Genomic DNA, 17,993 nt, shown 5'->3' with positions numbered 1-17,993 from the left:
GTAACGTCCTTGTCGTTGTCCCCAGAGTAGGAGATTGCGGCGCTCACTGCCACCGGAAACCGCACGAATTGGGGACTCAGGGCGATAGACTTGTCTCAATGAATTGATAAAATACTCGGCTACTTTTCTGCAGTTGGATTCCACAACCATGCGTACCAGCCAAACCCTGATCTCCACCATGAAGGAGACTCCCTCCGACGCGGAAATCGTCAGCCATCAGCTGATGATGCGCGCCGGCATGATCCGTAAGCTTGCTGCCGGTCTGTACACCTGGCTGCCAAGCGGCCTGCGTGTCCTGCGCAAGGTGGAAAATATCGTTCGCGAAGAGATGAACCGGGCGGGTGCCGTGGAAACTCTGATGCCAGTGGTTCAGCCGGCTGACCTGTGGCAGGAAACCGGTCGTTGGGATGACATGGGTGCCGAAATGGCTCGCCTCAAGGATCGCCACGATCGTGACTTCGTTCTGGGCCCGACCCACGAAGAGGTGATCACTGACCTGGTTCGCAACGAGATCAAGTCCTACAAGCAGCTGCCGATCAACCTGTACCAGATCCAGACCAAGTTCCGCGATGAGCGCCGTCCCCGCTTTGGCGTGATGCGTGCCCGTGAGTTCCTGATGAAGGACGCCTACTCCTTCCACCTCGACCAGGAAACCATGGATGAAACCTATCAGGCGATGTACGACGCCTACTGCCGCATCCTGAAGCGTATGGGCCTGGCCTACCGCCCGGTGTTGGCCGACACCGGTGCCATCGGTGGCAGCCACAGCCACGAGTTCCAGGTACTGGCTCAGAGCGGTGAAGACGCCATCGCCTACAGCACCGAGAGCGACTACGCCGCCAACATCGAGAAGGCGGAAGCGGTTGCCCTGGGTGAGCGCGGTGAAGCCACCCAGGAGATGACTCTGGTGGACACCCCGAACGCCAAGACCATCGCCGAACTGGTGGCGCAGTTTGACCTGGCCATCGAGAAAACCGTCAAGACCCTGATCGTGAAGGCCCCCGAAGGCGCCGAGCACGAACTGGTGGCCCTGATGGTACGTGGCGATCACGAGTTGAACGAAGTGAAAGCGGAAAAACTGCCTGAAGTGGCTGCTCCGCTGACCTTCGCCACCGAAGAAGAGATCCGCGCGGCCATCGGTGCCGGCCCGGGCTCCCTGGGTCCGGTAAACCTGCCGATCCCGGTTATCGTGGACCGCTCCGTCGCCACGCTGAACGACTTCGGCGCTGGCGCCAACATCGAAGGCAAGCACCACTTCGGCATCAACTGGGAGCGCGACGTTGCCCTGCCTAAGGTGGCGGACCTGCGTAACGTCGTTGAGGGTGACGCCAGCCCCTGTGGCCAGGGCACTCTGATGATCGCCCGTGGTATCGAAGTGGGTCACATCTTCCAGTTGGGGACCAAGTACTCCGAGTCCATGAACGCCACCGTTCTGGATCCGAACGGCAAAGCCACACCGCTGATCATGGGTTGCTACGGCGTTGGTGTATCCCGCATCGTTGCCGCAGCCATCGAGCAGAACCACGACGACCGCGGCATCATCTGGCCGGATGCCATCGCCCCCTACCAGGTGGCCATCCTGCCGATGAACATGCACAAATCCCATCGCGTTGAGGAGCTGGCAGAGAAGCTGTACGCCGAACTGACCGCTGCGGGCATTGAAGTGCTGTTCGACGACCGTAAAGAGCGTCCCGGCGTGATGTTTGCTGATCACGAGCTGATCGGCATTCCGCACACCATCGTGATTGGTGACCGCGGCATCGACGAAGGCAAAGTGGAATACAAGGTGCGCAAGGGCAGCGAAAAGTCCGAACTGGCCATCGATGACGTGGTGTCCTTCTTCAAGGCCAAGTTTGCCTGAACACACCGCTAACGAAGAACCAGGGCTCCGGCCCTGGTTTTTTTTGCCTTTTCGACCTGGGGGAAACCTGACTAAAATCAATCCATAAGCAGGCCTTCAGGGGAAAGCATGGACGGGGCGCACAGTGAGTACGGATTGCAACTCAGTGGGGGCGGTGGGCGCGCAGCCTATCAGGTGGGAGTGCTCAAGGCGATCGCCAGCTTCTATCCCCGCAACCACGGCCTGCCCTTCCCTATCCTCTGCGGCACCTCCGCCGGTGCCATCAATGTCACCACCCTGGCCTGCTTCGCCAGCTGTTTCCATCTTGGGGTTCGTAAGCTGGAGTGGGTCTGGCAGAACTTCTCCACCCAACAGGTCTACCGCGCAGATGCCGGTGGCATGCTCTCCCACTTCGGCCACCTGGCACTGGGGCGAAGGCTGGCGGGGCGCCCGCCCAGCCTGCTGGATAACCGGCCACTAAGGGGGTTGCTGGAGCAGGTGTTGCCGCTGGAGCGACTGGACCGCCATATCGATCAGGGCTACCTGCGGGCCGTTACCCTCTCCGTCAGCCGCTACCACCAACCCTGCTCAGTGAACTTCTACCAGGGCAACGACAGCCTGCTGCCCTGGCAACGATTTCGCCGTCGGGGTGAGCCCGCCCGATTGACCATTGATCATCTGCTGGCCTCCAGCGCCATTCCGCTGATCTTCCCCTCCGTGCGTCTGGGGGACGACCACTATGGCGACGGTTCGGTGTTGCAACTCTCCCCACTCAGTCCCCCAATCCATCTGGGCGCCTCACGACTGCTGGTGGTGAACCTGGACAGCCCCCATCGCACTCAGCCCGTGGCCACCCGCCATAAGGCCCCGGCCACCAGCGACATCGCTGGCCACCTGCTGGACACCGTGTTCTCCGACACCCTTAACTCGGATCTGGAGCGACTGGAGCGGATCAACCGCTCACTGGCCCTGATCCCACTCCCGGAGCGCGACAACCAGCCTCTGAGAACCATTGAGACCCTGGTGCTTAAGCCCTCTCAGGACCTAGATGAGATTGCCCGGCGGCACTACCACCGGCTGCCCCTTGCCGTGCGCCTGCTTCTGCGCACCATCGGCGTTCGCAAGGACAGCGAATCGAGTCTGATGAGTTACCTGATGTTTGAAGCGCCCTACTGCCGGGAATTGATTGAGCTGGGCTATCAGGACGCGCTGGCCCGCAAGGGCGAGCTGAAGCACTTCTTCCGGCTGTAGTCTCAGTACCCGTCCAGCAGACGGCGTTCGGCGCGATCCAGCTTATTGGAAGCCCCCATCAACAGCAGGGTATCCCCGGGGCGCAGCACCAGGTCATCCCGAGGCTCTAAGCGATCATGCTCCCGTTGGACTCCCTCGATGCTGACCTTCCAGTGGTTCAGTGAGACCTTGGAGAGGGAGCGGCCAACGGCCCAGGCCCCCTCCGGCAGCGTCACCCCATGGAGCAGTTCACTGCCCCGCCCTTCGCCTGAGAAGAAACCGTGCAGCGTGCGGTAGTGGCGACGCCGCTCCCGTTCCAGCCGCTTGAGGATCACCGGTAACGGCACCCCCAGTTGGTAAAGCACCTGGGACACCAGCATCAGACTGCCTTCGAGGCTCTCAGGGATCACCTGGTCGGCCCCTGCCTGCTCCAGCGCCATCAGGGTATCGTCATCCCGGGTGCGAACCAGGATCCGGCAATCCGGTGCCAGTTCCCGGATGCAGTCGAGCAGATTGAAGATCTCACGTCGGTTGTCGAAGGTGATCACCACCAGTTTTGCCTGCTCGATGCCCGCCTGCTTGAGGATCTCCCCCCGGCGGCCATCCCCGAACAGGACCGGTTCACCGCCCCGGCGGGACTCTCGTACCCGGATAGGGTCCAGGTCCAGCGCGGTATAGGGGATCCCCTCTTTACGCAGGAATCGGGCGATGGTTTGCCCCACCCGGCCATACCCCAGCAGCAGCGCATGGTCCTCCTGCGGCAGATGGATCTGCTCCTGTTGCTCGCTGGTCCACTGGTGCCCCTGCCCAATCAGGCGCTTGGCCAGATCCAGACAGTGGTTGATAAAAGCGGGCGCCAACGCCATGGAGATGACACCGGTAACCACCAGCAGGTTGGCCAGAGTGGGGTCAATCACCTGCCAGGTCAGGGCCAGACCGATCAGAACAAAACTGAACTCGCCGATCTGAGCCAGACACAGCCCGGTGGCCAGCGCGTCTTTCTGTTTCTCCCCACTGGCCACCGCCAGCCCCATCACGACGGCACTCTTGCCAACCACCACCGACAGCACCAGTCCCATCAGCAGAAGGGCGTGGTCCATCACCAGGCTGAGATCCAGCAGCATGCCCACCGAAACAAAGAACAGGCCCATCAGGAGATCGCGGAAGGGGCGGATGTCCGCTTCCAGCTGCTGTCGATACTGGCTCTCACCCAGCAGCATACCGGCCAGGAAGGCCCCCAGCGCCATGGAGAGGCCCAGCCATAAGGTGACAAAACCGGTGGCCAACGCCACCACCAGGGTGGTCAGCACAAAGAGTTCTTCGGAGCGGGAGCGGGCCACCTCATCAAACAGGCGAGGCAGCAGATAGCCGCCAGCCCAGAGCAGAATGGCAAAGGCCGCCAGCCCCTTCAACAGCGCCCAGCCCAGCTCGACGAGCAACGCGGTACCGGCGCTGTCGGAGCCCAGCATGGGGATGATGATCAGCAGGGGGATAACCGCCAAGTCCTGAAACAGAAGGATGCTGACCGACAACTCGCCATGACGGCGGTTGAGCCAGCCCTGCTCATCAAGTTGTTTCAACACAATGGCGGTGGAAGAGAGGGCGATGGCCGCCCCCACCACCAGTGCGGAACGGAGGTCGATCCCCAGTGCCAGCGCAATCAGCCAGGCCAATCCACCGGTCACCAGCACCTGGAGGGAGCCAAGGCCAAATACCCGGCTTCTCATCGCCCACAATCGGGGCAGCGAGAACTCCAGCCCAAGGGAAAACATCAGGAAGACGATGCCCAGCTCCGCCACAAGGTGGATCTCATCCGGGGCCAGCCAGTTCAGTCCCTGTGGACCCGCCAGCAACCCCAGCCCCAACCAGGCCAGAATCACCGGCAACCCCAAACGGCGACACAACCACAACGCCAATACGGCCATGGCTGCCATCGCCAATCCTGTTTCGAGCCAGCCGTGATCCATCCTTAGTACTTCTCCGTCGTTACTGTTCTGTCTTTTGTGCTACCGGCTGCCAGCCCTGCCCCGTTTGGCACAGTGCGTGGCTCTCTATCCAATGGCCCAGCGCCGCCACTACCTCACCATCGTAACAGAGCATCGCCACGCGACCACGTTGCCAGGGAGGCACGCCATACTCCTGCCAGAGTTTCTTAAGGGGGCGGGAGCCAGATCGGCCCGCCGGTTTCAGTCGCAAGGTGCCGGGCAGACCGTAGCGAACCGTAACCCGCTGTCCGCATCCCGGGCCAAGGAGTCTCGGCCCCTCTTCAGCCAACTCAAAGTTCCAACGCTCACCATTGGCCAGCGTCAGCGGCGCTTCAAGATTGATGTTCTCTTCATTCGGCATCGTTGCCGTCTGCTGGGCCAACAGGTAGATGCCATCCTGAAAGCGCCTTAAGGTGTGGGTACCCCAATCCAGCTGAGGTTGCGCGTCCTCCCTGGCCAGCCAGAGCGCTTTCATCGCGCCCATCTGCACCTGGCTGGGCAACCGGGCCCCCTGCTCCCTGAGCCAGTAGCGGACCAGATTGTTGCGGCGGGCATCGGACAACACCAGCAAAGCGGATGCGCTCAGCGCACCGTCCTCCCGGCGGTATCGATGAAGATCCTGCTCCGCCAGTTCATCGCACAACTGCTGTTGCTCAGCGCACAGTATGGCACTGCGCGCCACCGCCTGACTGAATCCGGGCCAGCGCTCATTGAGCATGGGCAACACGTCCAGACGCAGGAAGTTGCGATCAAAGCGGGGATCCCGATTACTGTCGTCCTCAATATGGCTGAGGGAAAGGGTGGCGGCCGCCGCTTCAATCTCGCGGCGTCGGATTCCCAGCCAGGGTCGGATCTGCAGCCCGCCAGCAAACGGCTGGATCGGGGCCATGCCCGATAACCCCAGTGGACCGCTGCCCCGCTTCAGTGCCAGCAAGAATGACTCCGCCTGGTCATCCAGGTGGTGCGCCGTCAGCAGCAGGTCTCCGGCTTTCATCCGCTCGGCAAACGCCCGATAGCGTGCCTCACGGGCACTGGCTTCCACACTGACACGCGGCCCCTGCTTCAGACTGACATGAAGCACCTCCAGCGGCAGCGCGTGTTGCTGCGCCTGGGCACGGCAGTGCGCGGCCCACTGATCAGCGTACGCTGACAGGCCGTGATGAACATGGATAAGGGAGATGCCGTGTGAGGGGTGGTGCTTTGCCCAGCGGGCCAGGCAAAGCGCCATCAATTCAGAATCCACCCCGCCACTGTAAGCCAGCCAGATGTGGCCACCAGTGTCGAGGTGGGGCCGAAGGGCTTCGGCCAGCGCGGCGTCAAGCCGCGCCAGGGCGTCGTTTAGCGACAATAACCGTACCCCATCAGACGCTCATAGCGCTGAGACAGCAGGGTATCCAGGTCCAGACCCTGCAGTACCGCCAGGTCCTCTTCCAGACGAGCGCGCAGGGCGTCCGCCATCATCGCCACATCCCGGTGGGCACCGCCCATCGGCTCGCGGATCACGTTGTCCACCAGGCCCAGTTCATGCAGGCGGTCTGCGGTGATTCCCATCGCTTCTGCGGCCAGAGAGGCCTTACCGGCATCCTTCCACAGAATGGAGGCACAGCCCTCCGGGGAGATAACGGAGTAGGTGGAGTACTGCAGCATGTTGACGCGGTCACCCACACCGATGGCCAAAGCGCCACCGGAGCCACCTTCACCCACTACGGTGCAGATGGTCGGCACTTTCAGGCCAGCCATCACCTTCAGGTTGCGGGCGATCGCTTCAGACTGGCCACGCTCCTCGGCACCCACACCCGGGTAGGCGCCAGGGGTGTCGATAAAGGTGATGATCGGCATGCGGAAACGCTCTGCCATCTCCATCAGGCGCAGGGCCTTGCGATAACCCTCCGGACGAGGCATGCCGAAGTTGCGGCGGATCTTCTCTTTGGTGTCGCGGCCTTTCTGGTGGCCAATCACCATCACCGGCTGACCATTAAAGCGGGCAGTACCACCGATGATCGCCTCATCGTTGGCAAACGCGCGGTCACCACAGAGTTCGTCGAACTCGGTAAACATCGCGTCGATGTAATCCCGGGTATAGGGACGGAGCGGATGGCGGGCCATCTGGGCCACCTGCCACGGCTCCAGAGAGGCGAAGATTTTGCGGGTCAGCCCTTCGCGCTTCTCCTCCAGCTGAGAGATCTCCTTTTGCAGATCCAGGTCCAGATCGCCATTTTGGGAGACGTTTTTCAGCTCTTCGATCTTGGCTTGCAGTTCCGCGATCGGTTGTTCAAATTCCAGAAATTCCAGGCTCATACCAATACTCTTTTCGGGGGGGCGCCGCCCCAGCCGTTAAAATGCCACAGTTACCTTGTCCGACCCAAATAGCTTTTTCAGCCCTTCCAGCAACTCATCGGTGGGCACCACCCGGTAGGCGTCGCCCAGCTCAAAGACGCCATGAGCGTCGGGTCGCTGATATTGGATCTGCACCGGGCAACCACCGGCGCCATGTTCATTCAACAGGGTCTTCAGGGAGTCCAGTCGGGCCGCATCGGCCTCCTGCTGGTCCACATTCAGAACCAACGCCCGCGCGTAGCGTTCACGCGCCTGGCCAATATCCAGCACTTCTTTGGCGGACAGTTTATTGCCACCGCTGAACTGATCAAAGCTGACCTCTCCCTCAACCACCAAAACCCGGTCGGTGGTCAACAGATCCTGATACTTCTCAACCCCTTCGGCAAACAGCATCACCTCAAGGCGACCGGATTTGTCGTCGAGGGTAAAAATCCCCATTTTGCTGCCACGCTTGGTGACCATAATGCGGGCCGCAATCACCAGGCCGGCGGCCCGGGTGGTCTTGCCACGGCCGGTGGGGGAGACATCCTTCAGTCGTCCGGCGGTGAACTTCTTCAGCTCTTTTAGATACTGATTGATCGGGTGTCCGGTCAGATACAGACCCAGAGTTTCCCGCTCGCCGTCCAGCCACTCTTTGTCGGTCCAGGGGGCCACTTTGACAAAAGAGTGGTGGGCCTGCTCCGGCTCCGGCGTCAGGGTGCCGAACAGATCATCCATGCCCTGGGCGACGTTGCGGGCGTTTTGGGCGGCGGACTTCATCGCCTCCGCCAGTGTCGCCATCAGGCTGGCACGGTGCGGGGCACCGTCCGGTAGGCGTGGCCCAAGGTTATCCATGGCGCCAGCCAGAATCAGTTTTTCAATGGTGCGGCGGTTGACCTTCTTCAGGTCCACCCGGTTGCAGAAATCAAACAGATCAAGGAAGTTGCCGCCCCGTTCACGGGCCGCCAGGATTTCGTCTACCGGGCCTTCACCCACGCCCTTGATGGCACCGATGCCGTAGACGATCTCCTCTTTCTCGTTGACGTTGAACTTGTACAGCCCCTGGTTCACATCCGGCGGCAGCACCGGCAGACCCATGCGGTTGCACTCATCCACCAGCGTCACCACCTTATCGGTGTTGTCCATATCCGCCGACATCACCGCCGCCATAAAGTAGGACGGGTAGTGGGTCTTCATCCACAGGGTCTGGTAGGACACCAGAGCGTAAGCGGCGGAGTGGGATTTGTTGAAGCCGTAACCGGCGAACTTCTCCACAAGGTCGAAGATCTTCATCGCCAGTTCGCCGTCAACGCCGTTGTTGACCGCGCCCTCTTCGAAGGTGGCCCGCTGTTTAGCCATCTCCTCCGGTTTTTTCTTACCCATGGCCCGGCGCAACATGTCCGCGCCACCCAGGGTATAGCCGGACAGCACCTGGGCGATCTGCATCACCTGCTCCTGGTACAGGATGATGCCGTAGGTGGGCTCAAGGATCGGCTTTAGGCTCTCGTGCTGCCAGGTTTCATCCGGGTAGGAGATCGCCTCACGACCGTGCTTACGGTCGATAAAGTTGTCCACCATGCCCGATTGCAGCGGCCCCGGTCGGAACAGGGCCACCAGTGCGATCATATCTTCGAAGCAGTCCGGCTTAAGGCGGCTAATCAACTCCTTCATGCCGCGGGATTCCAGCTGGAATACGGCGGTGGTTTCGGAGCGTTGCAGCAGTTCGAAGCTTCTGGGGTCATCCAGTGGGATCGACTCGATCCGCACCGGCGCTTTGCCTTTGGCTTCCAGCGCCGGATTCAGCATATCCAGCGCCCACTGGATAATGGTCAGGGTCCGCAGACCCAGGAAGTCGAACTTCACCAGACCGGCGGTTTCCACGTCGTTCTTATCGAACTGGGTAACCGGGTGCTTCCCTTCATCGTCGCAGTAAAGCGGCGCGAAATCGGTGATCTTGGTGGGCGCGATAACCACGCCCCCGGCGTGTTTACCGGCGTTACGGGTGGTGCCCTCGAGCTTGCGGGCGATGTCGATCAGGGTGCGAACCTCTTCGTCACCGTCGTACACCTCCTGCAACTGCGGCTCCACCTCAAAGGCTTTGCTCAGGGTCATCCCCGGGTCGCCTGGGATCAGCTTGGAGATGCGATCAACAAAACCGAAGGGGTGGCCCAATACGCGGCCCACATCCCGCACCACCGCCTTGGCGGCCATGGTACCGAAGGTGATGATCTGAGATACCGCGTCACGGCCATACAGCTCGGCGGTGTGTTCAATCACTTCGTCCCGTCGATCCATACAGAAGTCGACGTCGAAATCGGGCATGGAGACCCGTTCCGGGTTAAGGAAGCGTTCGAACAGCAGGTCAAATTCCAGCGGATCGAGGTCGGTAATTTTAAGGGCGTAGGCCACCAGAGAGCCCGCACCGGAGCCCCGTCCGGGGCCCACCGGAATGTTGTTGTCCTTGGACCACTGGATAAACTCCATCACGATGAGGAAGTAACCCGGGAAGCCCATGTTGTTGATCACCTCAAGTTCAATCTTGAGACGCTCATCGTACTCGCCACGCTTGGCCGCCCGCTCCTCCGGATCCGGGAACAGAAACTCAAGGCGCTCCTCAAGTCCCTCTTCGGACACCTTAACCAGGAAATCCTCAATCTTCAGATCGCCTGTTGGGAAATCCGGCAGGAAGTATTCACCGAGTCGCACCGTGACGTTACAGCGCTTGGCGATCTCGACCGTGTTTTCCAGTGCCTCCGGGATGTCGGCAAACAGTTCACACATCTCCTCCTCGGAGCGCAGATACTGCTGATCGGAGTAGAGGCGCGGTCGACGGGCATCGTCCAGCGGGTAGCCATCGTGAATACAGACACGGATCTCGTGAAATTCGAAATCGTCCTGGTTCAGGAACACCACTTCGTTGGTGGCCACCAGCGGCAGGCCCTGCTCATCGGCAAAGGCCACGGCATTGTGCACGTAGCTCTCATCGTCGGCACGGCCGGTGCGATGCAATTCAACGTAGTAACGGTCCGGGAAGTGGGTCTGATAAAACTCGGCAATCTCCCTGGCCATCGGCAGGTTGCCCTTAACCAGGGCTTTACCCAGTTCGCCGTCTTTGGCGCCGGAGAGCAGAATAAGTCCTTCGCCCAGTTCCTCGAGCCAGGCCCGGTCGATCACCGGACGATGATCCACGTGGCCCCGCAGGTAAGCCTTGGAGATAAGCTCGGTCAGGTTGGCGTAGCCGGTGTTGTTCATCGCCAACACCACGATGCGGGACTGCTCCTCACCCTGCAACGGGCTGAGCATCCAGAAATCGGCACCGATGATCGGCTTGATGCCGCTACCGTGAGCGCCACCGTAGAACTTCACCAGACCGCAAAGGTTGGTCTGGTCGGTCAGCGCCACTGCGGGCATGCCAAGCTCGGCCACCCGCTTCAGCAGGGGGCCAACTTTGGCCAGGCCATCGACCATGGAGAAGTCGGAATGGACCCGCAGGTGGATAAATTTGGGTTCGCTCATGGCGTGTGTCGTTACTCCAGGCCCAGCGCTCGCCGGACCGGTTTAAAACTGGTGCGATGTTCAGGCAGAGCACCATGCTCCGCCAGGGCAGTCAGGTGGACCGCCGTCGGATACCCTTTGTGGGCCGCAAATCCGTACTGAGGATAACGCTGATCCAGCGCTTTCATCTCCTCGTCCCGGGTCACTTTCGCCAAGATGGAGGCGGCACTGATCGCCGGTTCCTTATCATCACCCTTGACCAGGGCTTCTGCCGCCAGGCCACCGAAATCGGGACAGCGGTTGCCGTCCACCCGGATCAGCCCGGGCGTCACGGGCAGGCCCGCCACGGCACGCTGCATGGCGAGCATGGTGGCGTGGAGAATATTCAGTTGATCGATCTCCGCCACGCTGGCCCGCGCTACGCACCAGGCCAAGGCTTTTTCACGGATCTCATCGTAAAGGGCCGCTCGCCGTTTTTCACTGAGTTTCTTGGAGTCTCGCAGCCCCTCAATGGGGTTGTTGGGGTCAAGAATCACGGCGGCAGTGACCACGTCACCCACCAGTGGGCCACGGCCCACTTCATCCACACCGGCGATCAACAGGGTCATTGGGCGGCCTCCCCGGCCAGACGTTGAGGTTGCCCAGGCACCAGCGCCAGCACGGCGTCAGCAGCCCGCTCTGAGGCATCCAGGCGGATCTGCTTGTGCAGTTCGGTGAAGCGCGCCAACAGCGGCGCGGGATCCATCGCCAGCTTGGCTTCCACTTCGGCCACCAGGTTGTCCACGGTGCAATCGTGCTGGATCAACTCCGGCACCAGGTCCTTCTCCCCGGAGAGCAGATTGGGCAGGCTGAACCGGTCGATCAACATCAGTCGTTTGGCCAATTGGTAGGAGAGTGGCGCCACTTTGTACGCCACCACCATGGGACGCTTAACCAGCATCGCTTCCAGTGTTGCGGTGCCCGAGGCCAGCAGGATGACGTCACTGGCGGCCATCACGGTGCGCGACTGGCCATCCACCAGAGTCAATTCCGGCGGCTCAGGGCAGTTCGCCAGCAACTGATCAAACTGAGCCCGACGATGCTCATTGGCCAGCGGCACTACGATGGTCAGCTCAGGCTGACGACGCTTCAGCTCGGCGGCGGTCTGAATGAAGTCCGGGCCAAGCCGGCTCATCTCGCCTCCGCGACTGCCCGGAAGCAGCGCCAGCACCTTGCCGGATTGGGGCAGGCCCAGCGCTTCTCGCGCTTCACCCTGATCGCTCTCCAGCGGGATCTCATCCGCCAGTGTGTGACCAACAAACTCGCAGCTGACGTTGTACTGGTCATAGAACGCCTTTTCAAAAGGCAACAGAGCCAGTACCTGATCGGTGGCGGCGTCGATTTTGAAGATCCGCTTGGGTCGCCAGGCCCACACTGACGGACTGACATAGTGCACCGTAGGGATACCGCGATCCTTCAGGATCTTCTCAATCCGCAGGTTGAAGTCGGGAGCATCGATCCCCACAAACACGTCGGGTTTCAGCTCAGACAGATGCGCCACTAACTCCCGCTTAATCTTCAGCAGGCGGGGCAAGCTGCCGAGAACCTCGAACAGCCCCATCACCGCCAGATCTTCCATCGGGAAGAGGCTCTCCATGCCCAGTTCGAGCATGCGGGGGCCGCCAATACCAACAAAGCGCGCGTCAGGATGACGCGCGCGAATCGCTTGGATAAGACCAGCACCTAAAATATCGCCGGAGAGTTCTCCGGCGACGATTCCGATGGTTAATGGACGCAAGCGTCTCTCCTCATCGTTAGCGCACGATACCGCGGCTGGAGTTCTCCACGAAGTCGGCCATGATGGCGACCTCGGGATGCTCTTCGGCCAGTTCCCGGATTTGGGGCAGCGCTTCGGCCGTGGTCAAGCCGCTGCGATAGAGCAGCTTGTAGGCACGACGGATCGCCAGCACCGCTTCCTTGGAGAAGTTGCGACGCTTCAGACCTTCGCTGTTAGTGGCGCGGGGTACCGCACTCTGACCGGACACCATCACATAGGGCGGCACATCCTGCAGTACCAGAGAGCAGCCTGCGGTGAAGGCGTGAGCCCCGATGTGAACAAACTGGTGCACGCCGGTCATGCCGCCCAGGATCGCCCAGTCGTCCACTTTAACGTGGCCGGCGATGGAGGCATTGTTGGCCAGAATCACATGGTTACCGACGACGCAATCGTGGGCCACGTGGGTGTAGGCCATAAACAGGTTGTCAGAGCCGATCTTGGTCAGCCCCTCATCCTGTACGGTGCCACGGTGCACGGTGCAGCACTCGCGGAATACGTTGTTGTCGCCAATCTCAACACGAGTCGGCTCACCCATGTATTTCTTGTCCTGGCACTCTTCACCAATGGAGGAGAACTGGAAGAACTTGTTGCCCTTTCCAATGGTCGCCGGGCCTTTGATTACCACGTGGCTGCTTAGCCAGGTGTCGTCGCCAATGATCACGTCCGGGCCGACGTAACAGAACGGCCCGATAGTCACGTTATTTCCGATTTTCGCGTCCGGATGAACGACGGCAGTAGCATCAATCACGTCTTAGATCTCGCGTTTGGCACACATCAGGTCTGCGCTGCAGACCACCTTGCCATCAACCAGGGCACGGGCAGCGTAAAAGGCAATGCCACGGCGTTCCTTGATGAATTCCACTTCCAGTGTGAGGCAGTCTCCGGGGACAACAGGCTGCTTAAAGCGGGCGTTGTCGATGCCGGCGAACAGGTACAGGGCGTTGTCCTGCTTACCATGGGTTTTGAACGCCAGAATGGCGGACGCCTGAGCCAGAGCTTCGAGAATCAGTACCCCGGGCATGATCGCCATATTGGGGAAGTGACCCGGAAAGAAGGGCTCATTAAAGGTGACGTTCTTGCGAGCCACCAGGCGCTCGCCAGGTACGATATCCAGCACGCGGTCCACCAGGACGAAGGGGTGGCGATGCGGCAAATAGTCCAGGATCTCCTGGATATCCATGGTGTTCAGTTGCTCTGACAAAGCACTGTCCTCAAGAAAAAATTAGTTGTCGTCAGTGGCCAGTTGGGCCATCTGCTTTTCCAGATCGCGCAGGCGGCGGTACATCTCGTCCAGCTGTCGCATACGCACGCTATTTTTCCGCCATTGTTTTGCTTCCTGCAGCGGCGGGGGCGAGGCGTACAGCCCTTTTTCCTTGATGCTCCCGGTCACCCCGGTCATGCCGGAGATGTGGGTGCCATCGGCGATGGTCAGATGGCCAGCAATGGCGCTGTTGCCACCAATGATGCAGTACTTGCCGATGGAGGTACTGCCTGCCACAACGGTCGCGCCAGCGATTGCGGTATGCGCGCCAATCACGTCGTTATGGGCAATCTGAACCAGATTATCGAGGATCACGCCCTCTTCGATGATGGTGTCATCCAGCGCCCCCCGGTCGATGCAGGCATTAGCGCCAATCTCAACCCGGTCGCCAATACGAACCGAGCCCAACTGCGGGATCTTAACCCACTGGCCCTTCTCATTGGCATAACCGAAACCGTCGGAGCCGATGACAGCACCGCTGTGCACAATGCACTCCGCGCCCAGCACTACGCTGTGGTACAGGGTCACATTGGCCCACAGTTTGGTGCCAGCACCGACCTGAGCGCCACGTCCGATGACGCAGCCGGGGCCGATCTGGGTATTATCACCGATAACGGCGCCCGCTTCGATCACCGCGTTCGCGCCAACACTCACATTGTCGCCCAGGGTTGCTTCCGGATGCACTACCGCCGTCGGGTGAACCCCTTCCGCAGAATCCGGTGTCGTGTCCAGCAACTGCGCGACTTGAGCGTATCCCAGATAGGGATTGGCCATGATCAGCGCGTTGCCGGTGAAATGTTCGGCATCCGCTTCAGACAAAATCACCGCCCCGGCGGCGGTGCTGTCCAGCTGACTGCGATATTTACTGTTGGCCAGGAAGGCGATCTGCGAGGCGTTGGCATTGCTCAACGTAGCGACACCCTCAATGAGGGTGTCGCCATTACCCTGCAGACGAGCCCCTAGGGCGCTCGCCAACTGCGCCAGGGTCATTGTCGTCATGGATCAGTTGCCCTTGGAGATGGTTTCCACAACCTTAGCAGAGATGTCGATCTGCTCTTTGGCATAGAGCGCTGCGCGGGCTTCCAGAACAATGTCATAGCCTTCAGCAGCGGCAACGGAATCGATGGCACGCTTCACGTCCATCAGGATCTTCTGCTGCTCCTGAGCCTGACGCTTCTGCATGTCCTCTTCCAGCGCCTGACCCTTCAGCTGCAGGTCGGCCTGAATGGACTGAGCCTGGCGCTCCAGCTCAGTTTTCTGCTGGTCAGACATCAGAGCACCGTCACGCTGGCTCTTCTCAGCCAGACCGCGCAGTTCCTCTTGCAGCTTGCGCACTTCTGCCATGCGCTCACCGAAGTCCTTTTCCATCTGCTGGCCGATGGCTTCACGCTGCGGGTGCTGAGCAACAACCGCGCCCATATCAACGATGGCGATCTTCTGCTCGGCCATAGCGGCCGGAGCCAGGGTCGCCAGCATCAAGGCGGCGGTAGCAATCACTTTTTTCAAAACACTCACTCCTTCAAAAAGAATCTCAAACCCACGTCGTGTTAGAACGTGCGGCCAATGTTAAACGAGAAGACTTCCGTTCTGTCTCCCTCGTATTCCTTGATGGGCCAGGCCAGGCTGAACACCATCGGCCCCATCGGGGAAACCCACTGCACGGAAAGACCGTAGGAGGCCCGGATCCGACCGGGGTCAGAGAAGTCCTGCAACTTATCAAACTCCGACTGCGGCAGGAAGCGGTAGCTGTCGTAATCAAACTCCGTATCCCACACGTTACCGGCATCAACGAACAACGAGGTCCGTACGGTGTTGCGATAAGCTTCGTCCAGGAACGGCGTCGGAACGATCAGCTCGGCACTCAGGGTGGCAATGGCATTACCGCCCACGGAGCGGCCGCTATCCACCGAAATGGTATCCGGGCTACCCGGCAGACTGCAGCCCGGGAAACCTGACGGGTCCGGGATACAGGGGGTGCCATCACCGGTCAGGTAGAAAGCACGCGGACCCACGGAGTTGGTTTCGAAGCCGCGCAGAATGGTGCTGCCCCCGGCGTAGAAGTTCTCCCAGAACGGCAGGATCTGGTCGTGCTCCACGCCACCGTTGTCGAAGGTGCCGTAGCCATTACCGTAGCCCACCCGTCCCCGGGTCAGGAACACCCACTCATGGGTCCGGTTCAGCGGGACGTAGAAGCTGGTGTCAAAGTTCAGTTTAAAGTACTGGTTGTCACTGCCCGGAACCGTCATTTTACCGGTAAAACGCTGGTTGTTACCGGCTGTGGGGAACATGCCGCGGTTCAGCGTGCTTCGGGTCCAGTTGCCATTAAACTCAAAGTTGTCGAACGCCAGCGTGGTGGTCGGGTTATTCACATCCGCGTAGATGTTGTAGAACTTCAACACCTGCTGATAGGGCGACACTTCGGACAGTTCGTTGTGGCGATAGCCGATACCCACACCCAGACGGTTGTATTCGTTCACCGGCCAGGAGAGATCAAAGCCCAGGCCGTAAGAGTCGTTCTTATAGGACTCCAAGTAGAACTGGTCAGCGTCAAAGGCGGACCAATAGATGTTCCCCCCTGCACTTACGCCGTCCTTGGTGAAATAAGGATCGCGATAGGAGAGGTTCACACTCTTGGAGTAGCTGTTGGTGTTGACGTTGATGCCAACGCTGTTACCGGAGCCCATAAAGTTGCTCTGGGACAGGCCCAACTGCAGACTCAGCTTACTCTCGGTACCGTAGCCCACGCCAAAGGTAAAGGAGCCGGAGGGCTGCTCTTTGACGTTGTAGGTGACATCTACCAGGTCATCGGAACCGGGAACCGGCGTGGTCGTGGACTCAACGGTTTCAAAGAAGCCGAGACGGTTCAGACGCTCTTTGGAGAGTTCGACATTACGGCTATTCAGCCAGGCCCCCTCCATCTGACGCATCTCGCGGCGCAGCACCTCGTCCTTGGTCACCTGGTTACCGGTGAACTCTACATTGCGGACATAGACGCGTTTGCCTGGATTGATGTTGATGTTGAGGGTGACTTCCTGAGTCTCATCATCAATTTCAGGGTAGGTACTCACTTCCGGGTAGGCATAACCGTAGCGGCCCAGGAACTTACTGATCAGCTCCTCGGTGAAGGTCACTTCGGCACCGTTATAGGTGCTGCCCGTTTGCAGCGGAACCAGACGCTCCAGCAGCTCACGCTTATCCAGAAGCTCACCGGTCAGGTTGATCTCCTTAACGGTGTATTTCTCGCCTTCATCCACGTTGATGGTGACGTAGAGCGCCTTCTTATCCGGGGTCATCGCCACCTGGGTGGAGTCGACACGGAAGCGGATATAGCCACGATCCTGGTAATAGGAGGTGAGGGTTTCCAGATCGCCTTCCAGCTTCTGCTTCTGGTAGCGGCGATCGCCGAAGAAGTCCCACCAGGCGACATAGTCGGTCAGCTCCAGTTGGCTGATCAATTCGTCGTCCGCAAAGATGGTGTTACCGACCACGTTGATCTGGTGGATCTCAGCGGCATCACCCTCTTTAAACTGGAACTTCAGCTCAACCCGGTTACGGGGCAGATTGACCACCTGAGCTTCCACGCGGGCGTTGTACTTACCCACGCTGAAGTAGAAGTCCTGCAGGCCTTTCTCAATCTCGGTGAGAATGGTGCGGTCGAGAGGCTCGCCGACTTTTACGCCGGAGCTGTCGAGGCTTTCCTGCAACTGCTCATCCTTGATGTCTTTGTTGCCATCAAGAACGATGCTGGAGATGGTGGGACGTTCGGTCACTTTGACCACCAGGGTGTTCCCATCTCGGGACACCTGAACGTCTTCAAAGTTGGAAGAGGCGTAAAGCGCACGGATCGACTGCTGCAGCAGCAATGGGTCCAGCTCATCCCCGACTTTGATAGGTAAGTTAAGCAGTGCCGCCCCAAGGGCAACACGCTGCAATCCTTCAACTTTAATGTCGTCAACGACAAATGGCTCGAATCCGGCAGCCTGAGCATGACCCGTGTAGGTCACCCCGACCAGCAGCATCGACGCCATGATTTTATTCAGTCTCATAGAC

The 17,993-nt window shown here is 59.9% G+C and carries 13 protein-coding genes; 2 read left to right on the top strand and 11 right to left on the bottom strand.

What is annotated here, in order from left to right:
• Positions 1–148 precede the first annotated feature (148 nt).
• Both KUV52_RS08490 and KUV52_RS08485 read left to right on the top strand, forming a co-directional pair.
• Complete coding sequence (locus KUV52_RS08490; protein WP_222525511.1) at positions 149–1,861, top strand: proline--tRNA ligase; 1,713 nt, start codon at positions 149–151, stop codon at positions 1,859–1,861.
• A gap of 108 nt (positions 1,862–1,969) precedes the next feature.
• The gene (locus KUV52_RS08485; RefSeq protein ID WP_222525510.1) at positions 1,970–3,091 is read left to right on the top strand and encodes a patatin-like phospholipase family protein; all 1,122 of its coding nucleotides are present in this window, start codon (positions 1,970–1,972) and stop codon (positions 3,089–3,091) included.
• A gap of 2 nt (positions 3,092–3,093) precedes the next feature.
• On the opposite strand, the gene KUV52_RS08480 is transcribed toward KUV52_RS08485, so the two are convergent.
• Genes KUV52_RS08480 through bamA form a run of 11 tightly spaced genes read right to left on the bottom strand, consistent with a single transcriptional unit; the run spans position 3,094 to position 17,989 of the window.
• A complete protein-coding gene (locus KUV52_RS08480) occupies positions 3,094–5,037 on the bottom strand; it encodes a monovalent cation:proton antiporter family protein (RefSeq protein ID WP_222525509.1) in 1,944 nt (647 codons plus the stop codon).
• Between the two features lie 19 nt (positions 5,038–5,056).
• Positions 5,057–6,403, bottom strand: coding sequence for a tRNA lysidine(34) synthetase TilS (tilS, locus tag KUV52_RS08475; protein WP_222525508.1), 1,347 nt, complete (start codon positions 6,401–6,403; stop codon positions 5,057–5,059).
• Positions 6,394–7,353: an acetyl-CoA carboxylase carboxyl transferase subunit alpha gene (gene accA, locus KUV52_RS08470; protein ID WP_222525507.1), complete on the bottom strand. Its 960-nt coding sequence runs from the start codon at positions 7,351–7,353 to the stop codon at positions 6,394–6,396. The genes tilS and accA overlap by 10 nt, the downstream gene beginning before the upstream one ends.
• 36 nt (positions 7,354–7,389) lie before the next feature.
• A complete protein-coding gene (gene dnaE, locus KUV52_RS08465) occupies positions 7,390–10,887 on the bottom strand; it encodes a DNA polymerase III subunit alpha (protein ID WP_222525506.1) in 3,498 nt (1,165 codons plus the stop codon).
• 11 nt (positions 10,888–10,898) lie between these two features.
• Positions 10,899–11,474: a ribonuclease HII gene (rnhB, locus tag KUV52_RS08460; protein ID WP_222525505.1), complete on the bottom strand. Its 576-nt coding sequence runs from the start codon at positions 11,472–11,474 to the stop codon at positions 10,899–10,901.
• On the bottom strand, positions 11,471–12,643 hold the full coding sequence (gene lpxB, locus KUV52_RS08455) for a lipid-A-disaccharide synthase (RefSeq protein ID WP_222525504.1): 1,173 nt from the start codon (positions 12,641–12,643) through the stop codon (positions 11,471–11,473). The genes rnhB and lpxB overlap by 4 nt, the downstream gene beginning before the upstream one ends.
• 16 nt (positions 12,644–12,659) lie before the next feature.
• Entirely contained in the window at positions 12,660–13,430 is a 771-nt protein-coding gene (lpxA, locus tag KUV52_RS08450; protein WP_222525503.1) for an acyl-ACP--UDP-N-acetylglucosamine O-acyltransferase, read from the bottom strand.
• A 3-nt stretch (positions 13,431–13,433) separates the two neighbouring features.
• Positions 13,434–13,883: a 3-hydroxyacyl-ACP dehydratase FabZ gene (gene fabZ / locus KUV52_RS08445; RefSeq protein ID WP_222525502.1), complete on the bottom strand. Its 450-nt coding sequence runs from the start codon at positions 13,881–13,883 to the stop codon at positions 13,434–13,436.
• A 21-nt stretch (positions 13,884–13,904) separates the two neighbouring features.
• Entirely contained in the window at positions 13,905–14,942 is a 1,038-nt protein-coding gene (gene lpxD / locus KUV52_RS08440) for a UDP-3-O-(3-hydroxymyristoyl)glucosamine N-acyltransferase (protein ID WP_222525501.1), read from the bottom strand.
• A gap of 3 nt (positions 14,943–14,945) precedes the next feature.
• The gene (locus tag KUV52_RS08435; protein WP_222525500.1) at positions 14,946–15,449 is read right to left on the bottom strand and encodes an OmpH family outer membrane protein; all 504 of its coding nucleotides are present in this window, start codon (positions 15,447–15,449) and stop codon (positions 14,946–14,948) included.
• A 41-nt stretch (positions 15,450–15,490) separates the two neighbouring features.
• Positions 15,491–17,989 carry an outer membrane protein assembly factor BamA gene (gene bamA / locus KUV52_RS08430; RefSeq protein ID WP_222525499.1) on the bottom strand — a complete coding sequence of 833 codons (2,499 nt, stop codon included), beginning with the start codon at positions 17,987–17,989 and terminating at the stop codon, positions 15,491–15,493.
• Positions 17,990–17,993 lie beyond the last annotated feature (4 nt).

This window comes from Ferrimonas balearica (assembly GCF_019802055.1).
GTDB classification, from domain to species: Bacteria; Pseudomonadota; Gammaproteobacteria; order Enterobacterales; family Shewanellaceae; genus Ferrimonas; species Ferrimonas balearica_A.
Note: the sequence above shows the minus strand (reverse complement) of the source record. Positions and strands in the feature narration are given on the sequence as shown.